The organism is Actinomadura rifamycini DSM 43936 (assembly GCF_000425065.1).
In the GTDB taxonomy this organism is placed as follows: domain Bacteria; phylum Actinomycetota; class Actinomycetes; order Streptosporangiales; family Streptosporangiaceae; genus Spirillospora; species Spirillospora rifamycini.
Window position 1 is genome coordinate 216202 of record NZ_AULB01000012.1, and the last position, 15107, is coordinate 231308.

A 15107-nucleotide genomic window follows, 5' to 3' on the forward strand; every position below is an offset into this window, starting at 1 on the left:
CTGCCCCTCTTTAATCTCTTCCTTAACAAAGAGAAATCCTCTTCGAAGAAACTTCTTCCGAGAAGCTACCATGGAGGCGTCCCGTCATGACGACCGACACGACCGGCGCGGCCACCGGCGCCGACGACACCGACGACACCGCGATCCGCGCGCTGCTGGAGCGGGCGCGGGACGCCTGGAACCGCGGCGACGGCGCCGCCTACGGGGCCTGCTTCACCGCGGACGCCGTCGACGTGACCTTCGTCGGCACCGTCTACCGGGGCGGCCCCGAGATCGGCCGCGCCCACCAGGCCCTGTTCGACGGGTTCCTCAAAGGGACCCGGATGGCCCTGGAGATCGTGGACGTCCGCGTCCACGGGGACTCCGCCGTCGTCGTGACCCGCGGCGAGGTCGCCAAGCGCGCCCCCAAGCGGCTCGGCAAGGTCGCGACCTACACGCTGGTCAGGGACGGCGGGGACGGGGGCGGCTGGCGCATCGCCGCCGTGCAGAAGACGAAGCGCCGGCCGCTGATGGAGTCGGTGTCGTTCCGGTTCCAGCCCGCCACCAGGCCCGCCTGACCCGGGCGGCACGGCTACCGGCGGAAGACGCGGTGCCGGGCGGCGTAGCCGTACCCGGCGAGCCCGGCGACGCCCACCACGAGCAGGAGGACGGCGAACCCGGTCGCCTGGCCGTCGGACTCGACCCGGCCGCGCTCCGCGTCCCCGTTGAGGAAGGCCCCGTAGCCGGGGTCGAGGACGAGGACGACCCCCATGAACAGCAGCGTCGCGGGGAAGATCCACAGCAGCCGGTTCACGAGCCGGGTGAGCCACCCGTTCATCGCGAGGCCGCCGAGCACCAGCGACGCGGCCAGGCCGGAGACGAACACGCCCGAGCGCCAGTCGCCGCCCGCGCCGTCGGCCGCCACCCGGACGACCGCGGCGACCGCGCCCGCGAACAGCCCGAAGCCGAGGACGCGCGTGCCCGCCGTCGCCCCGCCCCTCGGCGCGGGAGACGGCGCGTCCGCCCCGGGCACGGGGTCGGGTTCGGGAACGAGAACCAGGTCGGCGTGGACCGGTTCGGACGGCGCGGGGGCCGGTTCGTCTGGTTCGTCCGCTCGGTCGCTCATCCCGCGGATCCTCCCACAGGACGCGCGCGGGCTCACACCGCGTCAGCGGTGCGCGCGCACGCCGTGGCGGCGGAGCGACAGCTCGACGGCGGCGTCCCAGTTGTCGGAGATCGCGGCGGCGACCGCGTGGGCGTCGTCGCACACCGCCGCCGCGACCTCCGCCGTCTCGCCGTCCCCGGCGCGGGCGGCGATGCGGCGGAGCATCTCGGCCTCGGCGATCTGCAGGTGGGCCGACACGTAGCCGTCCCGGACGTGCCGTCCGACGTGGTTGCGGTACCTCAGCACGTCGGCGATCGAGCCCCACAGCATCTCGGCGTCCCGGACGATCGACGGCGAGGCGCGGTGCGCGCGGAGCCGGTCCTCGATCGCGCGGGTGTGCACGCGGTTGCGGCGCGCGTACTCCCCCAGGCGGCGGCAGAGGTCCGGTTCGTCGGCCGCCGTGGTGAGCAGCTCGCTCAGGACGCCCTGCACGTGCTGCTGGAGCGCGTGCGCGTCCTTGAGGTAGTCGACCAGTTTCTTCTCGATCATCGTCATGGGGCGCCGTCCACTCGTTCGGCTCTCACAGGCCCCTTGCCCTGCGGAAACCGCCCGAAACCGGACGCGGCGCCGCGGCCCGCCGCCGGTGGGCGGCGGGCCGGCCGCCGGCTACTTGATCAGCGGGTCGCGGGGCAGCCCGAGGATGCGCTCGGCGATCTGGTTGCGGGTGATCTCCGAGGTGCCGCCGGCGATCGACATCGCCCGCGACCCCAGCCGCATCAGCCCCGCCATCGCCCCGGCGCCGTCGCCGAACGCCGTCTGCGGCCCGGCGAACTCGCCCAGCAGCGCGGCCGTGGCGTGCCCGTGCTCGGCCAGCACCAGCTTCGTGATGTTGCCCTCCGGCCCGGGCTCGCCGCCCGCGACGGCCCGCTCGGCGCTGCGCAGGTTCAGCAGCTTCAGCGCCCGCTCCTCCGCCGCGTGCGCGCCGACCCGGTCCGCCGGGACGGCGTCCGGGTCCTCGGCGTACAGCCCGACGACGTCCGAGCCGAGCGGCGCGCCGACGCCGCCGCCGATGCTGACCCGCTCGTTGCCCAGCGTCGCCCGCGCGACCTTCCAGCCCTCGTTCGGCGCGCCGATCACGTCCTCGTCCGGGACGAACACGTCGGAGAAGAACACCTCGTTGAACTCCGAGCCGCCCGTCGCCTGCCGCAGCGGCCGCACCTCCACGCCGGGCGCCTTCATGTCGATCACCATCATCGTGACGCCCGCGTGCTTGGCCGCGTCCGGGTCGGTCCGGACGGTCGCGAGGCCGCGGCGGCTGTAGTGCGCGCCGCTCGTCCACACCTTCTGCCCGTTGACCTTCCAGCCGCCCTCGACCTTCACCGCCCGCGTCTTCACGGCCGCCGCGTCCGATCCGGCCTCCGGCTCGCTGAACAGCTGGCACCACACCTCGTCGCCGAGCAGCGCGGCGCGCACCCACCGGTCGATCTGGTCCTGCGTGCCGTGCTGGACGAGCGTGAGGATGTTCCAGCTCGTGATCCCGTACGAGGGCCGCTTCACCTTCGCCGCGCGGAACTCCTCGTCGATCACGAGCTGCAGCCCGGCGGACGCCTCCAGCCCCCACGGGCGCGGCCAGTGCGGCTGCACGTACCCGGTGTCGATCAGCCGCACGCGCTGCTCGTCCTCCGGCAGCGCCGCGATCTCCCGCGCCAGCGCCCGCACCTCGGGCCGCTGGGCCTCCGCCTCCGGCGGCAGGTCGAGCTCCGTCGCCCGCACGACGCCCGCGACGCTCAGCCGGGTGACGTCCCGCGCCGCGTCCCGCGGGTCGACGACCGCCTCGATCGTCGCCGCGCGCCGCAGCAGCAGGTGCGCGTCGTGCTCCCAGGTGAACCCGATCCCGCCGTGCACCTGCGTGTTCAGCCCGGCGTTCCCGGTGAACGCGGGCGGGGCGAGCGTCCCGGCGACGGCCGCCGCGTACTCGAACTCCGCCGCGGGCGCGGACGCCGCACGCGCCGCGTCCCACACCGCCGCCGTGCCGAGCTCCGCCGCGACGAGCATGTCCGCGCAGTGGTGCTTGACCGCCTGGAACGTCCCGATCGTCCGCCCGAACTGCTCCCGGACCTTCGCGTACTCGACCGACCGCTCGACGCACTCCAGCGCCCCGCCGACGGCCTCCGCACCCGCGATCGTCCGCGCGATGGCCACGGCGTGCGCGCGCGCCGACGGCAGGACGTCCGCGACCTCCGCGCCGTCGAGCCTGACGCGGGCCGAACGGCGGGACGGGTCGAGGTTCGGCGGGACCTCGACCTCCACGCCCGGCGCGTCCGCCCGGACGACGATCATGTCGTCGCCCGCGGGGAGCACCAGCAGCGCGGCGAGGCCGCCGCCGAGGACGACCCCGGCGTCGCCGGTCGCCGTCCCGCCGTCCACCGCGACCGCGCCGCCGATGCCGAGCGCCGCGACCGTCCGGCCGGACGCCAGGTCGGGGAGCAGCCGGGCGCGCTGCTCGTCGGTGCCGCGCGCGGCGATCACCGCGGACGCCGCCATCGTCGGCACCATCGGCCCCGGCGCCAGGGCCCGGCCGAGCTCCTCGACGACCACGACCAGCTCCGGGAGCCCCGCCCCGCCGCCGCCGTGCTCCTCCGGCAGATGGACCCCGAGCAGACCGAGCCGGGCGAAGTCGTCCCAGAACGCCGGCAGCGTCTCCTCGTCCGCTTCCAGCAGCGCGCGGTTCGCTGCGCGCGCGCCCTGATCGTTCAGGAACGTCCTGGTCGTCCCGGCCAGTTCGCGGTGCTCCTCGCCGATGGCGATCGCCATGGGCCCCTCCCAACGCTCGACGGTCACCCCATGATCGCGCCGCCGTCCCGGAGAGTGAAGACCTTTCCCGAATCAGATTCGGTTATTTGCGGGCCCGCGAGGGGCGCACGGATTCACGCACGCCGTGCAATTTTGCACCCAGTGCAAGTTTGCATAGCATGCAGGACGTGCAGGGGGAGAAGACCGCCGTCGAGGGCGGCTTGCGGGAACGCAAGAAGCGGGCCACGCACGCGGCGCTCGTCGAGGCCGCGGTGCGGCTCGCGGCGGAGCACGGCGTGGAGAACGTCACCGTCGAGGCGATCAGCGAGGCGGCGGGCGTGTCCCCGCGCACGTTCTTCAACTACTTCGCCTCCCGGGACGACGTCTACGTCATGCTCGGCGCGGAGTCGAGCGCCCGCATCCGGGGCGCGGTGCTCGACGCGCCGTCCGCCCTCCCGCCGCTGGAGGCGCTGCGCACGGCCTTGGCGGCGGAGCTCGCCGAGGCCGAGCAGCAGCACGAACTGTGGGCCCTCCACGCCGAGGTGCTGCGCAACTCGCCGCACCTCCTCGTCCGCAGCATCGGCGTCCTCATGGCCGACGAGGTCGGCCTCGCCGACGTCCTCGCCGCGCGCTCGTCCACCGGCGGCGGGCCCGCGTGCCCGGACCTCTACGCGCGGCTGCTGGCCGCCGTCGGCGCCACGGCCGTCCGGGTCGCCGTCGAGCACTGGTGCGTCCGGCAGGACGAGCGCCCCTTCATGGACGTCTTCCACGAGGTGTTCGACCACCTCGCCGCCGGGCTGCCCGGGCCCCGCGACCCCGCCTGACGCACATCCGGAACCCTCCCGAAAGAGATGTCGTGAAAGCATCAGCGGCGCCCACCTCCATGACCCAGCGGCAGATACTCCAGGCCATGTCCGGGCTGATGGCGGGCATGTTCGTCGCCATCCTCGCCGGCACTGTAGTCGCCAACGCGCTCCCCCGGATCATCGCCGACCTGGGCGCCGGCCAGTCGTCCTACACCTGGGTCGTCACCGCCGAGCTGCTGGCCATGACCGCCACCGTGCCGCTGTGGGGCAAGCTCGCGGACCTCTACAACCAGAAGCTCCTGCTCCAGCTCTCCCTGGGCATGTTCGTCGTCGGCTCCCTGCTCGCGGGCTTCTCCCACGACGTCGGGCTGCTGATCTTCAGCCGGGTGGCGCAGGGCATCGGCGCGGGCGGCCTCACCGCCCTCGCCCAGGTCGTGATGGCCGCGATCATCCCGCCCCGCCGGCTCGGCAAGTACGCCGGCATCTTCGGCGCCGTCTTCGCCGTCGGCACCGTCGCCGGGCCGCTCATCGGCGGCGTCCTCGTGGACACCTCCTGGCTCGGCTGGCGCTGGTGCTTCTTCATCGGCGTGCCGTTCGCCCTCCTCGCGATCCTGCTCCTGCAGCGCACGCTGAAGCTGCCGACCGTCCGCCGCGACGTGAAGATCGACTTCCTCGGCGCGTTCCTCATCGTCGCGGGCGTCTGCACGCTGCTGATCTGGGTCTCGCTGGCCGGCACCGAGTTCGACTGGGCGTCCTGGCAGACCGCCGTCCTCACCGTCGGCGGCGCCGTGCTCCTCGCCGCCGCCGTGGTCGTCGAGTCCCGGGTGGCCGAGCCGGTCATCCCCCTCGACATCTTCCGCAACCGCACCGTCACCCTGACGACCGTCGCCAGCCTCCTGGTCGGCGTCGCCATGTTCGGCGGCACCGTCTTCCTCTCGCAGTACTTCCAGGTCTCCCTGGGCAAGTCCGCGACGGTCGCCGGCCTGATGAGCCTGCCGATGATCTTCGGCCTGCTGGTCTCCTCCACCGTCGCCGGGCAGCTCATCAGCGCCACCGGCAAGTGGAAGGTCTACCTCATCGCGGGCGCCGCCTTCATGACCGCGGGCCTCGGCCTGCTGTCCACCATCGGCTCCGACACCCACTTCGCCGTCCTCAGCGTCTACATGGCGCTCCTCGGCATCGGCGTCGGCATGCTGATGCAGAACCTCGTGCTGGCCGCGCAGAACGACGTCCCGGCCGCCGAACTCGGCGCCGCCACGTCCGTCCTGTCCTTCTTCCGCAGCATGGGCGGCACCATCGGCACCAGCGTGCTCGGCGCGATCCTCGCCAACCGCGTCACCGCCGAGATCACGAAGAGCCTCGAGGCGTCGGGCGCCCCCGCCGGCGGCCAGGCCGCCGGCCACCGCGTCCCCGACATGACGACGCTGCCCGCCCCCATGCGCGCCATCGTCGAGGACGCCTACGGCGTCGCGACCGCCGACCTCTTCCTCTTCGCGACGCCGTTCGCCCTGCTCGTCCTGCTGATCGTCCCGTTCATCAAGGAGAAGCCGCTGAAGACCACGAGCGGCATGGAGCGCCTCGCCGACGAGGCCGCCCCCGCCGCCACCGCCGCCCGAACCGACTGACCCCGGAGCGCCCCGGCCCGACGGCCGGGGCGCACGCGTTCCCCCGTCAGGCGGGCAGGTTCGCCGCCGCCCAGCGCCGCCCCGGCTCCGGGTCGACGCCGAAGCGCTGGGCGTACCGCTCGTGAATCTCCCTCCACGGCTCGTGCGCCTCCTCCTCGGAGAGGTGCCCGCCGGCCAGATGCGGCTCCAGCCGCGCGAGGTAGGTCTCCCATCCGGCCGCGGTCTGCGCGGCCGGCAGGCCGTCGATGACGTGCGTGAACACCAGCCGGCAGCCGCCTTCCTCCGCGGTCAGCCCGAAGCTCTGCGGCTGCCCCGCGAACGTCCATGCCAGCCGGTGCGGCGCATCGACCTCGGTCACGTCGAGGGTCGCCCCGCCGAGGTCGATGACCTCTCCCGCCTCCGGCGTCCAGTCCACGGCGCCGGGAAAGAACCGTCCGAGCTCCGCCGGCACGCTGACCGCCCGCCACACCCGCTCGACGGGGTACGCGAGCGACCGCTCGAACCGCAGCACCGGACGCCCGTCGACCGTCTCCAGAGTCCCGTAGGCGATGTCGTCCGCCATCGGCCTCCCCCTTCGCCTCCATGTAGTAGAAACACCCTGCTGAAAGCAACAATAGGCAAGCAGCGACTTGCCTGTCAAAGGTGTCACGGGCGCTCTGATCGCGGAGCGCTCGGACACCCCCGGTCGGCCGCGTGCCGCCCGGACCATCCGGCACAGGTAGGCGGCGGTCGGCGCCGAACCACCGTCCCCGCCGGGCCGAGGAAGTCGAACGGGCGCACTCGAACACCGCACGGAGAGTTTCGGCGAGGACATCGGGCGGCGATGAGCCCGCTCAGAAGCCGCATGAACCGATGAAAAGACCGGAGGCCCGGCCGGAGCATTCTCCGACCGGGCCTCTGACCTGGTGTTCCTTGGTGGAGCTGAGGGGATTTGAACCCCTGGCCCCCTCGATGCGAACGAGGTGCGCTACCGGACTGCGCCACAGCCCCAAGGACGTGTTTAGATTAGCAAACTCTGGAGGGTGTTCGCGCCATCCCGGTCACTCGCCGACGGCGCGTCGGTCGTCGGCGTACTGGTCGAAGACCTCTTCGGGCGTCGGGAGCTCGATGATCTCGGCGGGTTCGGCGGCCGGCTCGGGGACGGTCTGGGCGGCGCGGCGGGCGGCGGCGCGGGCGCGCGCGGCGGACTCGCGGCGGGCGGCGTCCATGCCGACGGCGACGCGGAGGAGCGCGAGGTGGCCGACCAGGAGGACGGCCGGGGGCGCGGCGACCCACCAGGGGGCGACGCCGAAGGCGGCGACGGTGGCGGCGGTGGCGAGCAGGGCGGTGAGGCCCGCGGTGCGGCGGCGGCGCCGGGCGATGACCCGGGCGCGGGACGGCGCGCGGGTGCGGCGCGGCTCCGGTTCGGTGTGCTCCTCCTCGAACTCGTCCTGCTTCTCGGTGTCGCGGCGGAGCCACATGGGGACGAGGACGATCGCCCAGACGGCGACGATGGCGAGGTAGAGGACGGCACTGCTCATCGGACCACCCCCAGGGCACGCCTGCGGCGCGGGCCGACTATCGGCCCGCGCACGTGCATTGGGAGCAGGGTCACGCCCCGCACGGTACGAGCCGGTGTCAGAGGTTGACGAGCATAAGGGGCGGTGTGTCGCGAGATCGATCGCGCCGTTACTCTCCGTTTGCCGACTCTTCGATCGCGCAGGATATTTACGAGTCGAAAGTCACTGCCGGGGAAATGCTCGGCGGCGGTCGGCGAGCCAGCGGGAGCGCAGGCCACCGGGCACGTCCTCGACGGTGAGGGCGTAGCAGATGTGGTCGCGCCAGGCGCCGTCGATGTGCAGGTGCCGGCGCCGAATTCCTTCTTCGCGGAATCCCAGTTTTTCGACGACGCGGCGGCTCGCGGCGTTCTCCGGGCGGATATTGGCCTCGAGGCGGTGGAGGCCGACGGTGAAGAAACAGTGGTCCACCGCGAGGGCGACGGCGGTGGGGATGACGCCGCGGCCGGCGACCTGGCGGTCGACCCAGTAGCCGATCTGGGCGGAGCGGGCCGAGCCCCAGACGATCGCGCCGATCGTGACCTGGCCGACGAAGTCGTCCTCGTGGGTGACGACCCACGGCAGCGCGAGGCCCTGGCGGGCCTCGCGGCGCATCGTGTGGACCATGCTGACGTAGGGGCCGAGGCCGCTGCGGAACAGCGGCGTCTCGGGGTTGGTGGGTTCCCAGGGGCGCAGCCAGTCGGCGTTGCGGACCCGCAGCTCGCGCCAGACGGACGCGTCGCGGTGCCGCAGCGGGCGCAGTCCGACGGGACCTTCGGTCAGGGTGACCGGCCATCCCCGCATTCGTTCCACGGTTCCATGATTCCCTGGTGCGGCGTATGAACGCTATTTTTTGTGGTCGCCGCCATGGATCTGGTCGACGGCGTGGGCGAGGACGCGCCCGAGGACGGCCATGCCGTCGCGCACGCCGCCGGTCGAACCCGGCAGGTTGACGATGAGGGTGCGGCCCGCGACGCCCGCGAGGCCGCGGGAGAGGATCGCGGTCGGGACGGCGTCGCGGTTCTCCGCCCGGACGGCCTCGGCGATCCCGGGGATCTCGCGGTCGAGGACGCGGCGGGTCATCTCGGGGGTCAGGTCGGTGGGGGTGAGGCCCGTGCCGCCGGTGGTGACGACGACGTCGTAGCCGTCGGCGACGGCGTCGCGGAGCACCTGCTCGACCGGTTCGCCGTCGGGGACGACGACGGGCCCGTCGACGCGGCAGCCGAGGTCGGCGAGCATCTCGACGAGGACGGGCCCCGACCGGTCGGGGTACACGCCGGCGGACGCGCGGTTGGAGACGGTGACGGCCATCGCCCTCATCGGCGCCACGTCCCGCGCTTGCCGCCGGTCTTCTCCTCGACGCGGACGTCGGTGATCACGGCGGCGGGGTCGATCGCCTTGACCATGTCGACGAGGCCGAGGGCGGCGGTGCTCACGGCGGTGAGCGCCTCCATCTCGACGCCGGTGCGGTCGGCGGTGCGGGTGACGGCGGTGATCGCCACGCCGGCGTCCTCGACCGCCAGGTCGACGGTGACGCCGTGCAGGGCGATCGGGTGGCAGAGGGGGACGAGGTCGGGGACGCGCTTGGCGCCCATGATCCCGGCGATGCGGGCCACGGAGAGGGCGTCGCCCTTGGGGACGTCCCCGGCGCGGAGGGCCGCGACGCACGCGGGCGAGAGGCGGACGAACCCGGTGGCGGTCGCGGTGCGGGCCGAGACGTCCTTGGCGGAGACGTCGACCATGCGGGCGGCGCCCTCGTCGTCGAGGTGGGAGAACCCGGTCATGCGGGCAATCTCATCACGTCGACCGTGCTGCCCGCGGGGAGGGTCTCGACGTCCTCGGGGACGGTGATCAGCGCGTCGGCGGACGCGAGGGACGCGAGCTGGTGCGAGCCCTGCACGTCGGCGGGGTCGACCGTGTAGCCGCCGTCGTAGGTGAGGCGCGCGCGCAGGAAGTGCCGCAGGCCCGCAGGGGACTTGATGTCGCCGGACAGGACGGCCTTCACCGTGGGCAAGGGCTCGGGCGAAAGCCCCTGCATGGCGCGTAGGGCGGGACGGACGAACACTTGGAACGACACGTAGGCGCTGACCGGGTTCCCGGGCAGGGTGAAGACGGGCGTGCCTTCCATGAGGCCGAATCCCTGCGGTTTGCCCGGACGCATGCCGACCTTGTGGAACTTCACGGTTCCGGTGAGCGCCTCCTTGACCACGTCCCGGGACCCCATGGAGACCCCGCCGGACGTGATGACGGCGTCGGCGCGGACGAGCTGGTCTTGCAGCATGTCCCTGACCGAGCCGGGTTCGTCGTCGACGGTGGAGTGCCGGTAGCCGACGCCGCCCGCTTCGGCGACGGCGGCGGTCAGCATGAAGCTGTTCGACTCCCAGATGTGCCCGTGCCCCAGGGTCGTGCCCGGTTCGCGTAGCTCGTCCCCGGTGGAGACGACGACGACGCGCGGCTTCGGCCGCACGGTCACGCGGGCCCGGCCGACCGCCGCGATCATGCCGAGCTGCGGCGCGCGGAGCCGGGTGCCCGCGGGCACGACGACCTGGCCTTCGCGGACGTCCTCGCCCGCGCGCCGGATGTAGTGCCCGGGCGGCGCGGACCGGACGATCCGGACGTGCGCCGTCCCGCCGTCGGTCCACTCGACCGGGATGACCGCGTCGGCCCCGGCGGGCATCGGCGCGCCCGTCATGATCCGGGCGGTCAGCCCGGGGCGCAGCGCCGACACCGCCGGGTCCCCCGCGACGACGTCGCCGACCACCGGCAGCGTCACCGGGTCGGCCTCGGTGGCCCCCGCGACGTCGGACGCGACGACGGCGTAGCCGTCCATCGCGGAGTTGTCGAACGGCGGCAGCGGGACGGGCGCGGAGACGGGCTCGGCGAGGACCGTTCCCCGCGCCTCCAGCAGCGCCAGGTCGAGCGGCGGCAGCACCGTGAGGCTGCCGAGGATGTCGTTCAGATGCTCGTCGACCGTTCTCATGCACTCAAGTGTGACGGGGCGTCACGCGTTCCCGTCGCCGCCCACGCCGTCCTGCGCCTGGACGAACTCGCGGAGCCACGGCAGGAACTCCGGCGACAGGTCGGGGCGTTCCGCCGCGAACTGGACGACGGTGCGCAGGTATTCGAGCTTGTTGCCGGTGTCGTAGCGGCGCCCGCGGAACTTGACCCCGTACACGCCGCCGCCTTCCTCGGCGGGCATGTCGGCGAGCGTCCGCAGCGCGTCGGTGAGCTGGATCTCGCCGCCGCGGCCGGGCGGGGTCTTCTCGAGGACGTCGAAGACGGCCGGGTCGCAGACGTAGCGGCCGATGATGATCCAGTTGCTGGGCGCCTCCTCGGCGGACGGCTTCTCGACCAGGTCGCTGATCCGGACGACGTCGTCCTCGCCGGTGGCCTCGATGGCGGCGCAGCCGTAGGCGGAGACCTGGTCGGCGGGCACCTCCATGAGGGCGACGACGCTGCCGCCGTACTCGCCGCGGACCTCGATCATGCGCCGCAGCAGCTTGTCCCGGCCGTCGATCATGTCGTCGCCGAGCAGGACGGCGAACGGCTCGTGCCCGACGTGCTGGCGGGCGCAGTGCACCGCGTGCCCGAGGCCGCGCGGCTCGCCCTGCCGCACGTAGTGCATGATCGCGAGCTCGCTGGACTCGCGGATGGCGGCGAGCCGCCCGTCGTCGCCCTTGGCGCGCAGGGCCTCCTCGAGCTCGTAGGCTCGGTCGAAGTGGTCCTCGATGGACCGCTTGCTGCGTCCGGTGATCATGAGGACGTCGCTGAGGCCGGCGTCCACCGCCTCTTCGACGACGTACTGGATCGCCGGTTTGTCGACGATGGGAAGCATTTCCTTGGGCGTCGCCTTCGTGGCGGGCAAGAATCGGGTACCGAGCCCGGCCGCAGGAACGACCGCCTTGGTCACGGGTGCGATATCAGTCATGTAGAGACCTTAGTAAGCCGCAAGGACGACAGCGTGCACGACATCGGAACGAAGACCGGACTCCGCACGAAACTGCTGGGTAACCGTGCCACAATGGCGCCCGCGAAGCGCGCGGAGGCGGGCCGGGTGCTGCGCGACGCGCTCCTGTCCGTGCCCGAGGTGGAGATGGCCGGGACGATCGCGGCGTACGTTTCGGTCGGACCGGAACCGGAGACCCGCGGCCTTCTCTTCGCCCTGTGGAAGCGCGGCGCGTACGTGCTCCTCCCCCGGCTGCTGCCGGACGGCGATCTCGACTGGGCGTCCTACGAGGGCCCCGACTCGCTCGCCCCCGGCCCCCGCGGCTGCCTGGAGCCGACCGAGCCGCCGCGCGGCCCCGGCGCCGTGTCCAGCGCGGACGTCGTCCTGGCCCCGGCGGTCGCGGTGGACGAGTCGGGCATGCGGCTCGGCCGCGGCGGCGGGTCCTACGACCGCGCGCTGGCCCGGGTCGGGCCCGCGATCCTGACGGTCGGGCTCGTGTACGACGGCGAGCTGGTCCCGGAGCTGCCCGCGGAGCCGCACGACCGGCGCGTCCGGGCCGCCGCCACGCCGTCCCGGGGGCTCGTCCGGTTCGGGTGAGCGGGCGCCGGCCCGTCGGATCCGGCACCTCCCGAACCGCCCTCGATGGCCGGAAGCGGACGCCCCAATAAGGTGACCGAGCGGGACGATCGCGACATCCCGGAACGCGATCGACGGTCGGCTTCACCTGGAGGTTCGAGATGACGGCGCCGTGGCGGATCCTGTCCCTGCCCCCGATCGACGAGGCGGTCGTGCGGGGCCTGCTCGCGCCGCTCGGCGACGCGGCCGAGGTCCGGTTCCCGGCCACCGCCGACCGCTCGGGCCTCCTCGCCGGCCTGGCCGACGCCGAGATCGTCGTCGCCGACTTCACCGGACGGCTCGCGCTCGACGCCGAGGCGGTCGCGGCCGCGCCGCACCTCGCGTTCGTCCAGATGCCCGCGGTGGGCACCGACAGCCTGGACGTCCCCGCGCTGACCTCCCGGGACGTGCCGGTCGCGAACGCCGCCGGGTTCAACCGGCGGGGCGTGGCCGAGTGGGCGGTCGGCGCCGCGTTCGCGCTCTGCCGACACCTCGCGTGGGGCGACCGGGCGGTGCGCGCGGGCGGCTGGCCGCAGATGGAGATCGCGGCGCGGCGGCCCCGGGAGCTGCACGCGCAGCGCGTCGGGGTCGTCGGCTTCGGGGCGATCGGCTCCGAGATCGCCCGCCTGTTCCAGGCGCTGGGCTGCGACGTCTCGTACTGGACGCGGCGCCCGCGCCCCGAGGCGTCCGCGACCTACCGCGACCTGGACGACCTCGTGGCGTCGTCCGACATCCTCGTGCTCGCCGTCCCGCTGGTGGACGGGACGCGCGGGCTGCTCGGCCCGGAGCGCCTCGCCCTCCTGCCGGACGGCGCCCTGCTGGTGAACGTGGCGCGCGGCGGCATCGCGCCCGACGACGCCGTCCTGGCCGCCCTCGAGTCGGGACGGCTGGCCGGTGCGGCCCTCGACGTGTTCGACGCCGAGCCGCTCCCGGACGGCCATCCGCTGCGCTCGCACGACCGGGTGCTGCTGTCGCCGCACGCGGCGGGCGCCTCCGACCTGTCGCAGCTGAACCTCGTGACGATGGTGCGCGACAACGTCGTCGCCGCGGTCCGCGGCGAGGACGTGCAGAACGTCGTCAACGGGGTAGATCCGCAGGTCAGGCGGCGTTAAGGCCGGGTCACGGGGATTCCGACACTCAACCCGAAATGCGCAAATGGGCGGCCAATCTGTAGGATCCCTAAACGATCAACTTTGACGACCCCGCGAAGGGTGGGATGTGCAGCTCGACATCTGGCTACTCCTCGGGGCCACGCTCGTACTCAGCGCCATCGTCGCCGTCCGGCTGTCGCACCGGGCCGGGCTCCCGACGCTGCTCGCGTACATGGGTCTCGGCCTCTTCATCGGCGAGTCCGGCCCCCTCCACATCGACTTCGACAACGTCGCCCTCGCCGAGACGCTGGGGCTCGCGGCGCTCGTCCTCATCCTCGCCGAGGGCGGTCTCACGACGAACTGGCGGCACGTCCGCTCGTCCGTCCCGGCCGCGATCAGCGTCGCGACGGTCGGGACGCTGCTCAGCATCGTCATCGTCGCCCTCCCCGCGATCTGGCTGATCGGCCTCGACTGGCGCGTGGCGTTCCTGCTCGCGGCCGCCCTCGCGCCGACCGACGCCGCCGCCGTCTTCTCCGTCCTGCGCAGGCTCCCCCTGCCCTCCCGCGTGACGGGCCTGCTGGAGGCCGAGTCCGGCTTCAACGACGCGCCCGTCGTGATCGTCGTGATCGCGCTCGCCACCGCCGAGGGCGTCCCGAACCTGCTCGAACTGTCGGCGATGCTCGTCTACGAGCTGGTCGTCGGCACCCTCATGGGCATCGCGATCGGATGGCTCGGCGCCCAGGCGCTGCGCCGCGTGGCCCTCCCCGCGTCCGGCCTCTACCCGATCGCCGTCCTGTCGATGTCGATCGGCGCGTACGGCGCGACGTCGCTCATGCACGCCAGCGGGTTCGCGGCCGTGTACGTCAGCGCGCTCGTCCTCGGCAACGCCCGCCTCCCGCACCGCCCCGCCACCCGCGGCTTCGCCGAGGGCGTCGGCTGGCTGGCGCAGATCGGGCTGTTCGTCATGCTCGGCCTGCTCGCCTCGCCCGGCGACCTCCCCGGCCAGATCATCCCGGCGCTCGTCATCGGGTCGCTCCTGCTGTTCGTCGCCCGCCCGCTGTCGCTGCTGATCTCCACGGTCGGCTTCCGGATCCCGCTGGGCGAGCGAATCTTCATGTCGTGGGCCGGGCTGCGCGGCGCCGTCCCGATCGTCCTCGCCACCATCCCGATGGTCGAGGAGATCCCCGACTCCGACCGCAGCTTCGCGATCATCTTCAACATCGTCGTCGTGTTCACCCTGCTGCAGGCGCCCACGCTGCCGCTGGCCGCGCGGCTGTGCCGGCTGGAGCGCGACGACGCGACCCGCGAGCTGGACGTGGAGGCCGCGCCCCTCGAGGAACTGCACGCCGACCTGCTGGAGGTCCGGATCCCGGACGACTCCCTGCTGAACGGCGTGGAGATCTTCGAGCTCCGGCTCCCCGCGGGCGCGTCCGTCACGCTGGTGGTGCGGGACGGGTCCAGTTTCGTGCCGGAGCCCACCACGCCGCTGCACTCGGGCGACACCCTGCTGGTCGTGACGACCGAGGAGGTGCGGGAGGTCGCCGAGCGCCGCCTGCGCGCCGTCAGCCGCCGCGGGAAGCTCGCCGGCTGGTTCGGCGAGACCGGTGCTTGA

16 protein-coding genes and 1 tRNA gene are annotated in these 15107 nt (G+C 73.2%); 6 read left to right on the forward strand and 11 right to left on the reverse strand.

Going from position 1 to position 15107, the window contains the following annotated elements:
* Window positions 1–86 precede the first annotated feature (86 nt).
* Window positions 87–557: an SgcJ/EcaC family oxidoreductase gene (locus H505_RS0112640; RefSeq protein WP_051300596.1), complete on the forward strand. Its 471-nt coding sequence runs from the start codon at window positions 87–89 to the stop codon at window positions 555–557.
* A gap of 14 nt (window positions 558–571) precedes the next feature.
* On the opposite strand, the gene H505_RS0112645 is transcribed toward H505_RS0112640, so the two are convergent.
* The 3 genes from H505_RS0112645 to H505_RS0112655 form a co-directional block, all read right to left on the reverse strand.
* Window positions 572–1105, reverse strand: coding sequence for a hypothetical protein (locus H505_RS0112645; protein WP_026402287.1), 534 nt, complete (start codon window positions 1103–1105; stop codon window positions 572–574).
* Window positions 1106–1147: 42 nt separating this feature from the next.
* Window positions 1148–1639 carry a DUF892 family protein gene (locus H505_RS0112650; protein ID WP_026402288.1) on the reverse strand — a complete coding sequence of 164 codons (492 nt, stop codon included), beginning with the start codon at window positions 1637–1639 and terminating at the stop codon, window positions 1148–1150.
* 111 nt (window positions 1640–1750) lie between these two features.
* A complete protein-coding gene (locus H505_RS0112655) occupies window positions 1751–3898 on the reverse strand; it encodes an acyl-CoA dehydrogenase family protein (RefSeq protein ID WP_026402289.1) in 2148 nt (715 codons plus the stop codon).
* 158 nt (window positions 3899–4056) lie between these two features.
* Here H505_RS0112655 and H505_RS0112660 point away from each other — a divergent pair, with 158 nt between their 5' ends.
* Together H505_RS0112660 and H505_RS0112665 are read left to right on the forward strand one after the other, a co-directional pair.
* Window positions 4057–4701 carry a TetR/AcrR family transcriptional regulator gene (locus tag H505_RS0112660; RefSeq protein WP_034517697.1) on the forward strand — a complete coding sequence of 215 codons (645 nt, stop codon included), beginning with the start codon at window positions 4057–4059 and terminating at the stop codon, window positions 4699–4701.
* A 32-nt stretch (window positions 4702–4733) separates the two neighbouring features.
* Complete coding sequence (locus tag H505_RS0112665; protein ID WP_026402291.1) at window positions 4734–6308, forward strand: MDR family MFS transporter; 1575 nt, start codon at window positions 4734–4736, stop codon at window positions 6306–6308.
* 46 nt (window positions 6309–6354) lie between these two features.
* Here H505_RS0112665 and H505_RS0112670 read toward each other — a convergent pair whose 3' ends face one another.
* From H505_RS0112670 to galU, 8 genes are all read right to left on the reverse strand, one after another.
* Complete coding sequence (locus H505_RS0112670; RefSeq protein WP_034517699.1) at window positions 6355–6870, reverse strand: SRPBCC domain-containing protein; 516 nt, start codon at window positions 6868–6870, stop codon at window positions 6355–6357.
* 351 nt (window positions 6871–7221) lie between these two features.
* A tRNA-Ala gene (locus H505_RS0112675) sits at window positions 7222–7298 on the reverse strand.
* 50 nt (window positions 7299–7348) lie between these two features.
* Window positions 7349–7828, reverse strand: a complete 480-nt coding sequence (sepX, locus tag H505_RS0112680; protein ID WP_026402293.1) for a divisome protein SepX/GlpR — start codon at window positions 7826–7828, stop codon at window positions 7349–7351.
* Between the two features lie 201 nt (window positions 7829–8029).
* A complete protein-coding gene (locus H505_RS0112685) occupies window positions 8030–8647 on the reverse strand; it encodes a GNAT family N-acetyltransferase (RefSeq protein WP_026402294.1) in 618 nt (205 codons plus the stop codon).
* A 42-nt stretch (window positions 8648–8689) separates the two neighbouring features.
* Window positions 8690–9163: a MogA/MoaB family molybdenum cofactor biosynthesis protein gene (locus H505_RS0112690; protein WP_034517784.1), complete on the reverse strand. Its 474-nt coding sequence runs from the start codon at window positions 9161–9163 to the stop codon at window positions 8690–8692.
* Window positions 9160–9627, reverse strand: a complete 468-nt coding sequence (gene moaC / locus H505_RS0112695; RefSeq protein WP_034517702.1) for a cyclic pyranopterin monophosphate synthase MoaC — start codon at window positions 9625–9627, stop codon at window positions 9160–9162. Before moaC ends, H505_RS0112690 begins: the two co-directional genes overlap by 4 nt.
* Complete coding sequence (glp, locus tag H505_RS0112700; protein WP_026402296.1) at window positions 9624–10823, reverse strand: molybdotransferase-like divisome protein Glp; 1200 nt, start codon at window positions 10821–10823, stop codon at window positions 9624–9626. Before glp ends, moaC begins: the two co-directional genes overlap by 4 nt.
* 21 nt (window positions 10824–10844) lie before the next feature.
* Window positions 10845–11771, reverse strand: coding sequence for a UTP--glucose-1-phosphate uridylyltransferase GalU (gene galU / locus H505_RS0112705; protein ID WP_026402297.1), 927 nt, complete (start codon window positions 11769–11771; stop codon window positions 10845–10847).
* Window positions 11772–11804: 33 nt separating this feature from the next.
* On the opposite strand from galU, the gene H505_RS0112710 reads away from it, so the two are divergent.
* From H505_RS0112710 to H505_RS0112720, 3 genes are all read left to right on the forward strand, one after another.
* Window positions 11805–12386 carry a 5-formyltetrahydrofolate cyclo-ligase gene (locus H505_RS0112710; RefSeq protein ID WP_026402298.1) on the forward strand — a complete coding sequence of 194 codons (582 nt, stop codon included), beginning with the start codon at window positions 11805–11807 and terminating at the stop codon, window positions 12384–12386.
* Window positions 12387–12526: 140 nt separating this feature from the next.
* A complete protein-coding gene (locus H505_RS0112715) occupies window positions 12527–13516 on the forward strand; it encodes an NAD(P)-dependent oxidoreductase (RefSeq protein WP_026402299.1) in 990 nt (329 codons plus the stop codon).
* A gap of 106 nt (window positions 13517–13622) precedes the next feature.
* On the forward strand, window positions 13623–15107 hold the full coding sequence (locus H505_RS0112720; protein WP_026402300.1) for a potassium/proton antiporter: 1485 nt from the start codon (window positions 13623–13625) through the stop codon (window positions 15105–15107).

Bases quoted from the DNA above. Each gene is read 5' to 3' on its own strand.
- H505_RS0112650 (WP_026402288.1), bottom strand. From the start codon at position 1,639: ATGACGATGATCGAGAAGAAACTGGTCGACTACCTCAAGGACGCGCAC.
- H505_RS0112690 (WP_034517784.1), bottom strand. From the start codon at position 9,163: ATGAGGGCGATGGCCGTCACCGTCTCCAACCGCGCGTCCGCCGGCGTG.
- H505_RS0112645 (WP_026402287.1), bottom strand. From the start codon at position 1,105: ATGAGCGACCGAGCGGACGAACCAGACGAACCGGCCCCCGCGCCGTCC.
- galU (WP_026402297.1), bottom strand. From the start codon at position 11,771: ATGACTGATATCGCACCCGTGACCAAGGCGGTCGTTCCTGCGGCCGGG.
- H505_RS0112715 (WP_026402299.1), top strand. From the start codon at position 12,527: ATGACGGCGCCGTGGCGGATCCTGTCCCTGCCCCCGATCGACGAGGCG.
- H505_RS0112640 (WP_051300596.1), top strand. From the start codon at position 87: ATGACGACCGACACGACCGGCGCGGCCACCGGCGCCGACGACACCGAC.
- sepX (WP_026402293.1), bottom strand. From the start codon at position 7,828: ATGAGCAGTGCCGTCCTCTACCTCGCCATCGTCGCCGTCTGGGCGATC.
- H505_RS0112670 (WP_034517699.1), bottom strand. From the start codon at position 6,870: ATGGCGGACGACATCGCCTACGGGACTCTGGAGACGGTCGACGGGCGT.
- H505_RS0112660 (WP_034517697.1), top strand. From the start codon at position 4,057: ATGCAGGACGTGCAGGGGGAGAAGACCGCCGTCGAGGGCGGCTTGCGG.
- moaC (WP_034517702.1), bottom strand. From the start codon at position 9,627: ATGACCGGGTTCTCCCACCTCGACGACGAGGGCGCCGCCCGCATGGTC.
- H505_RS0112685 (WP_026402294.1), bottom strand. From the start codon at position 8,647: ATGCGGGGATGGCCGGTCACCCTGACCGAAGGTCCCGTCGGACTGCGC.
- H505_RS0112655 (WP_026402289.1), bottom strand. From the start codon at position 3,898: ATGGCGATCGCCATCGGCGAGGAGCACCGCGAACTGGCCGGGACGACC.
- glp (WP_026402296.1), bottom strand. From the start codon at position 10,823: ATGAGAACGGTCGACGAGCATCTGAACGACATCCTCGGCAGCCTCACG.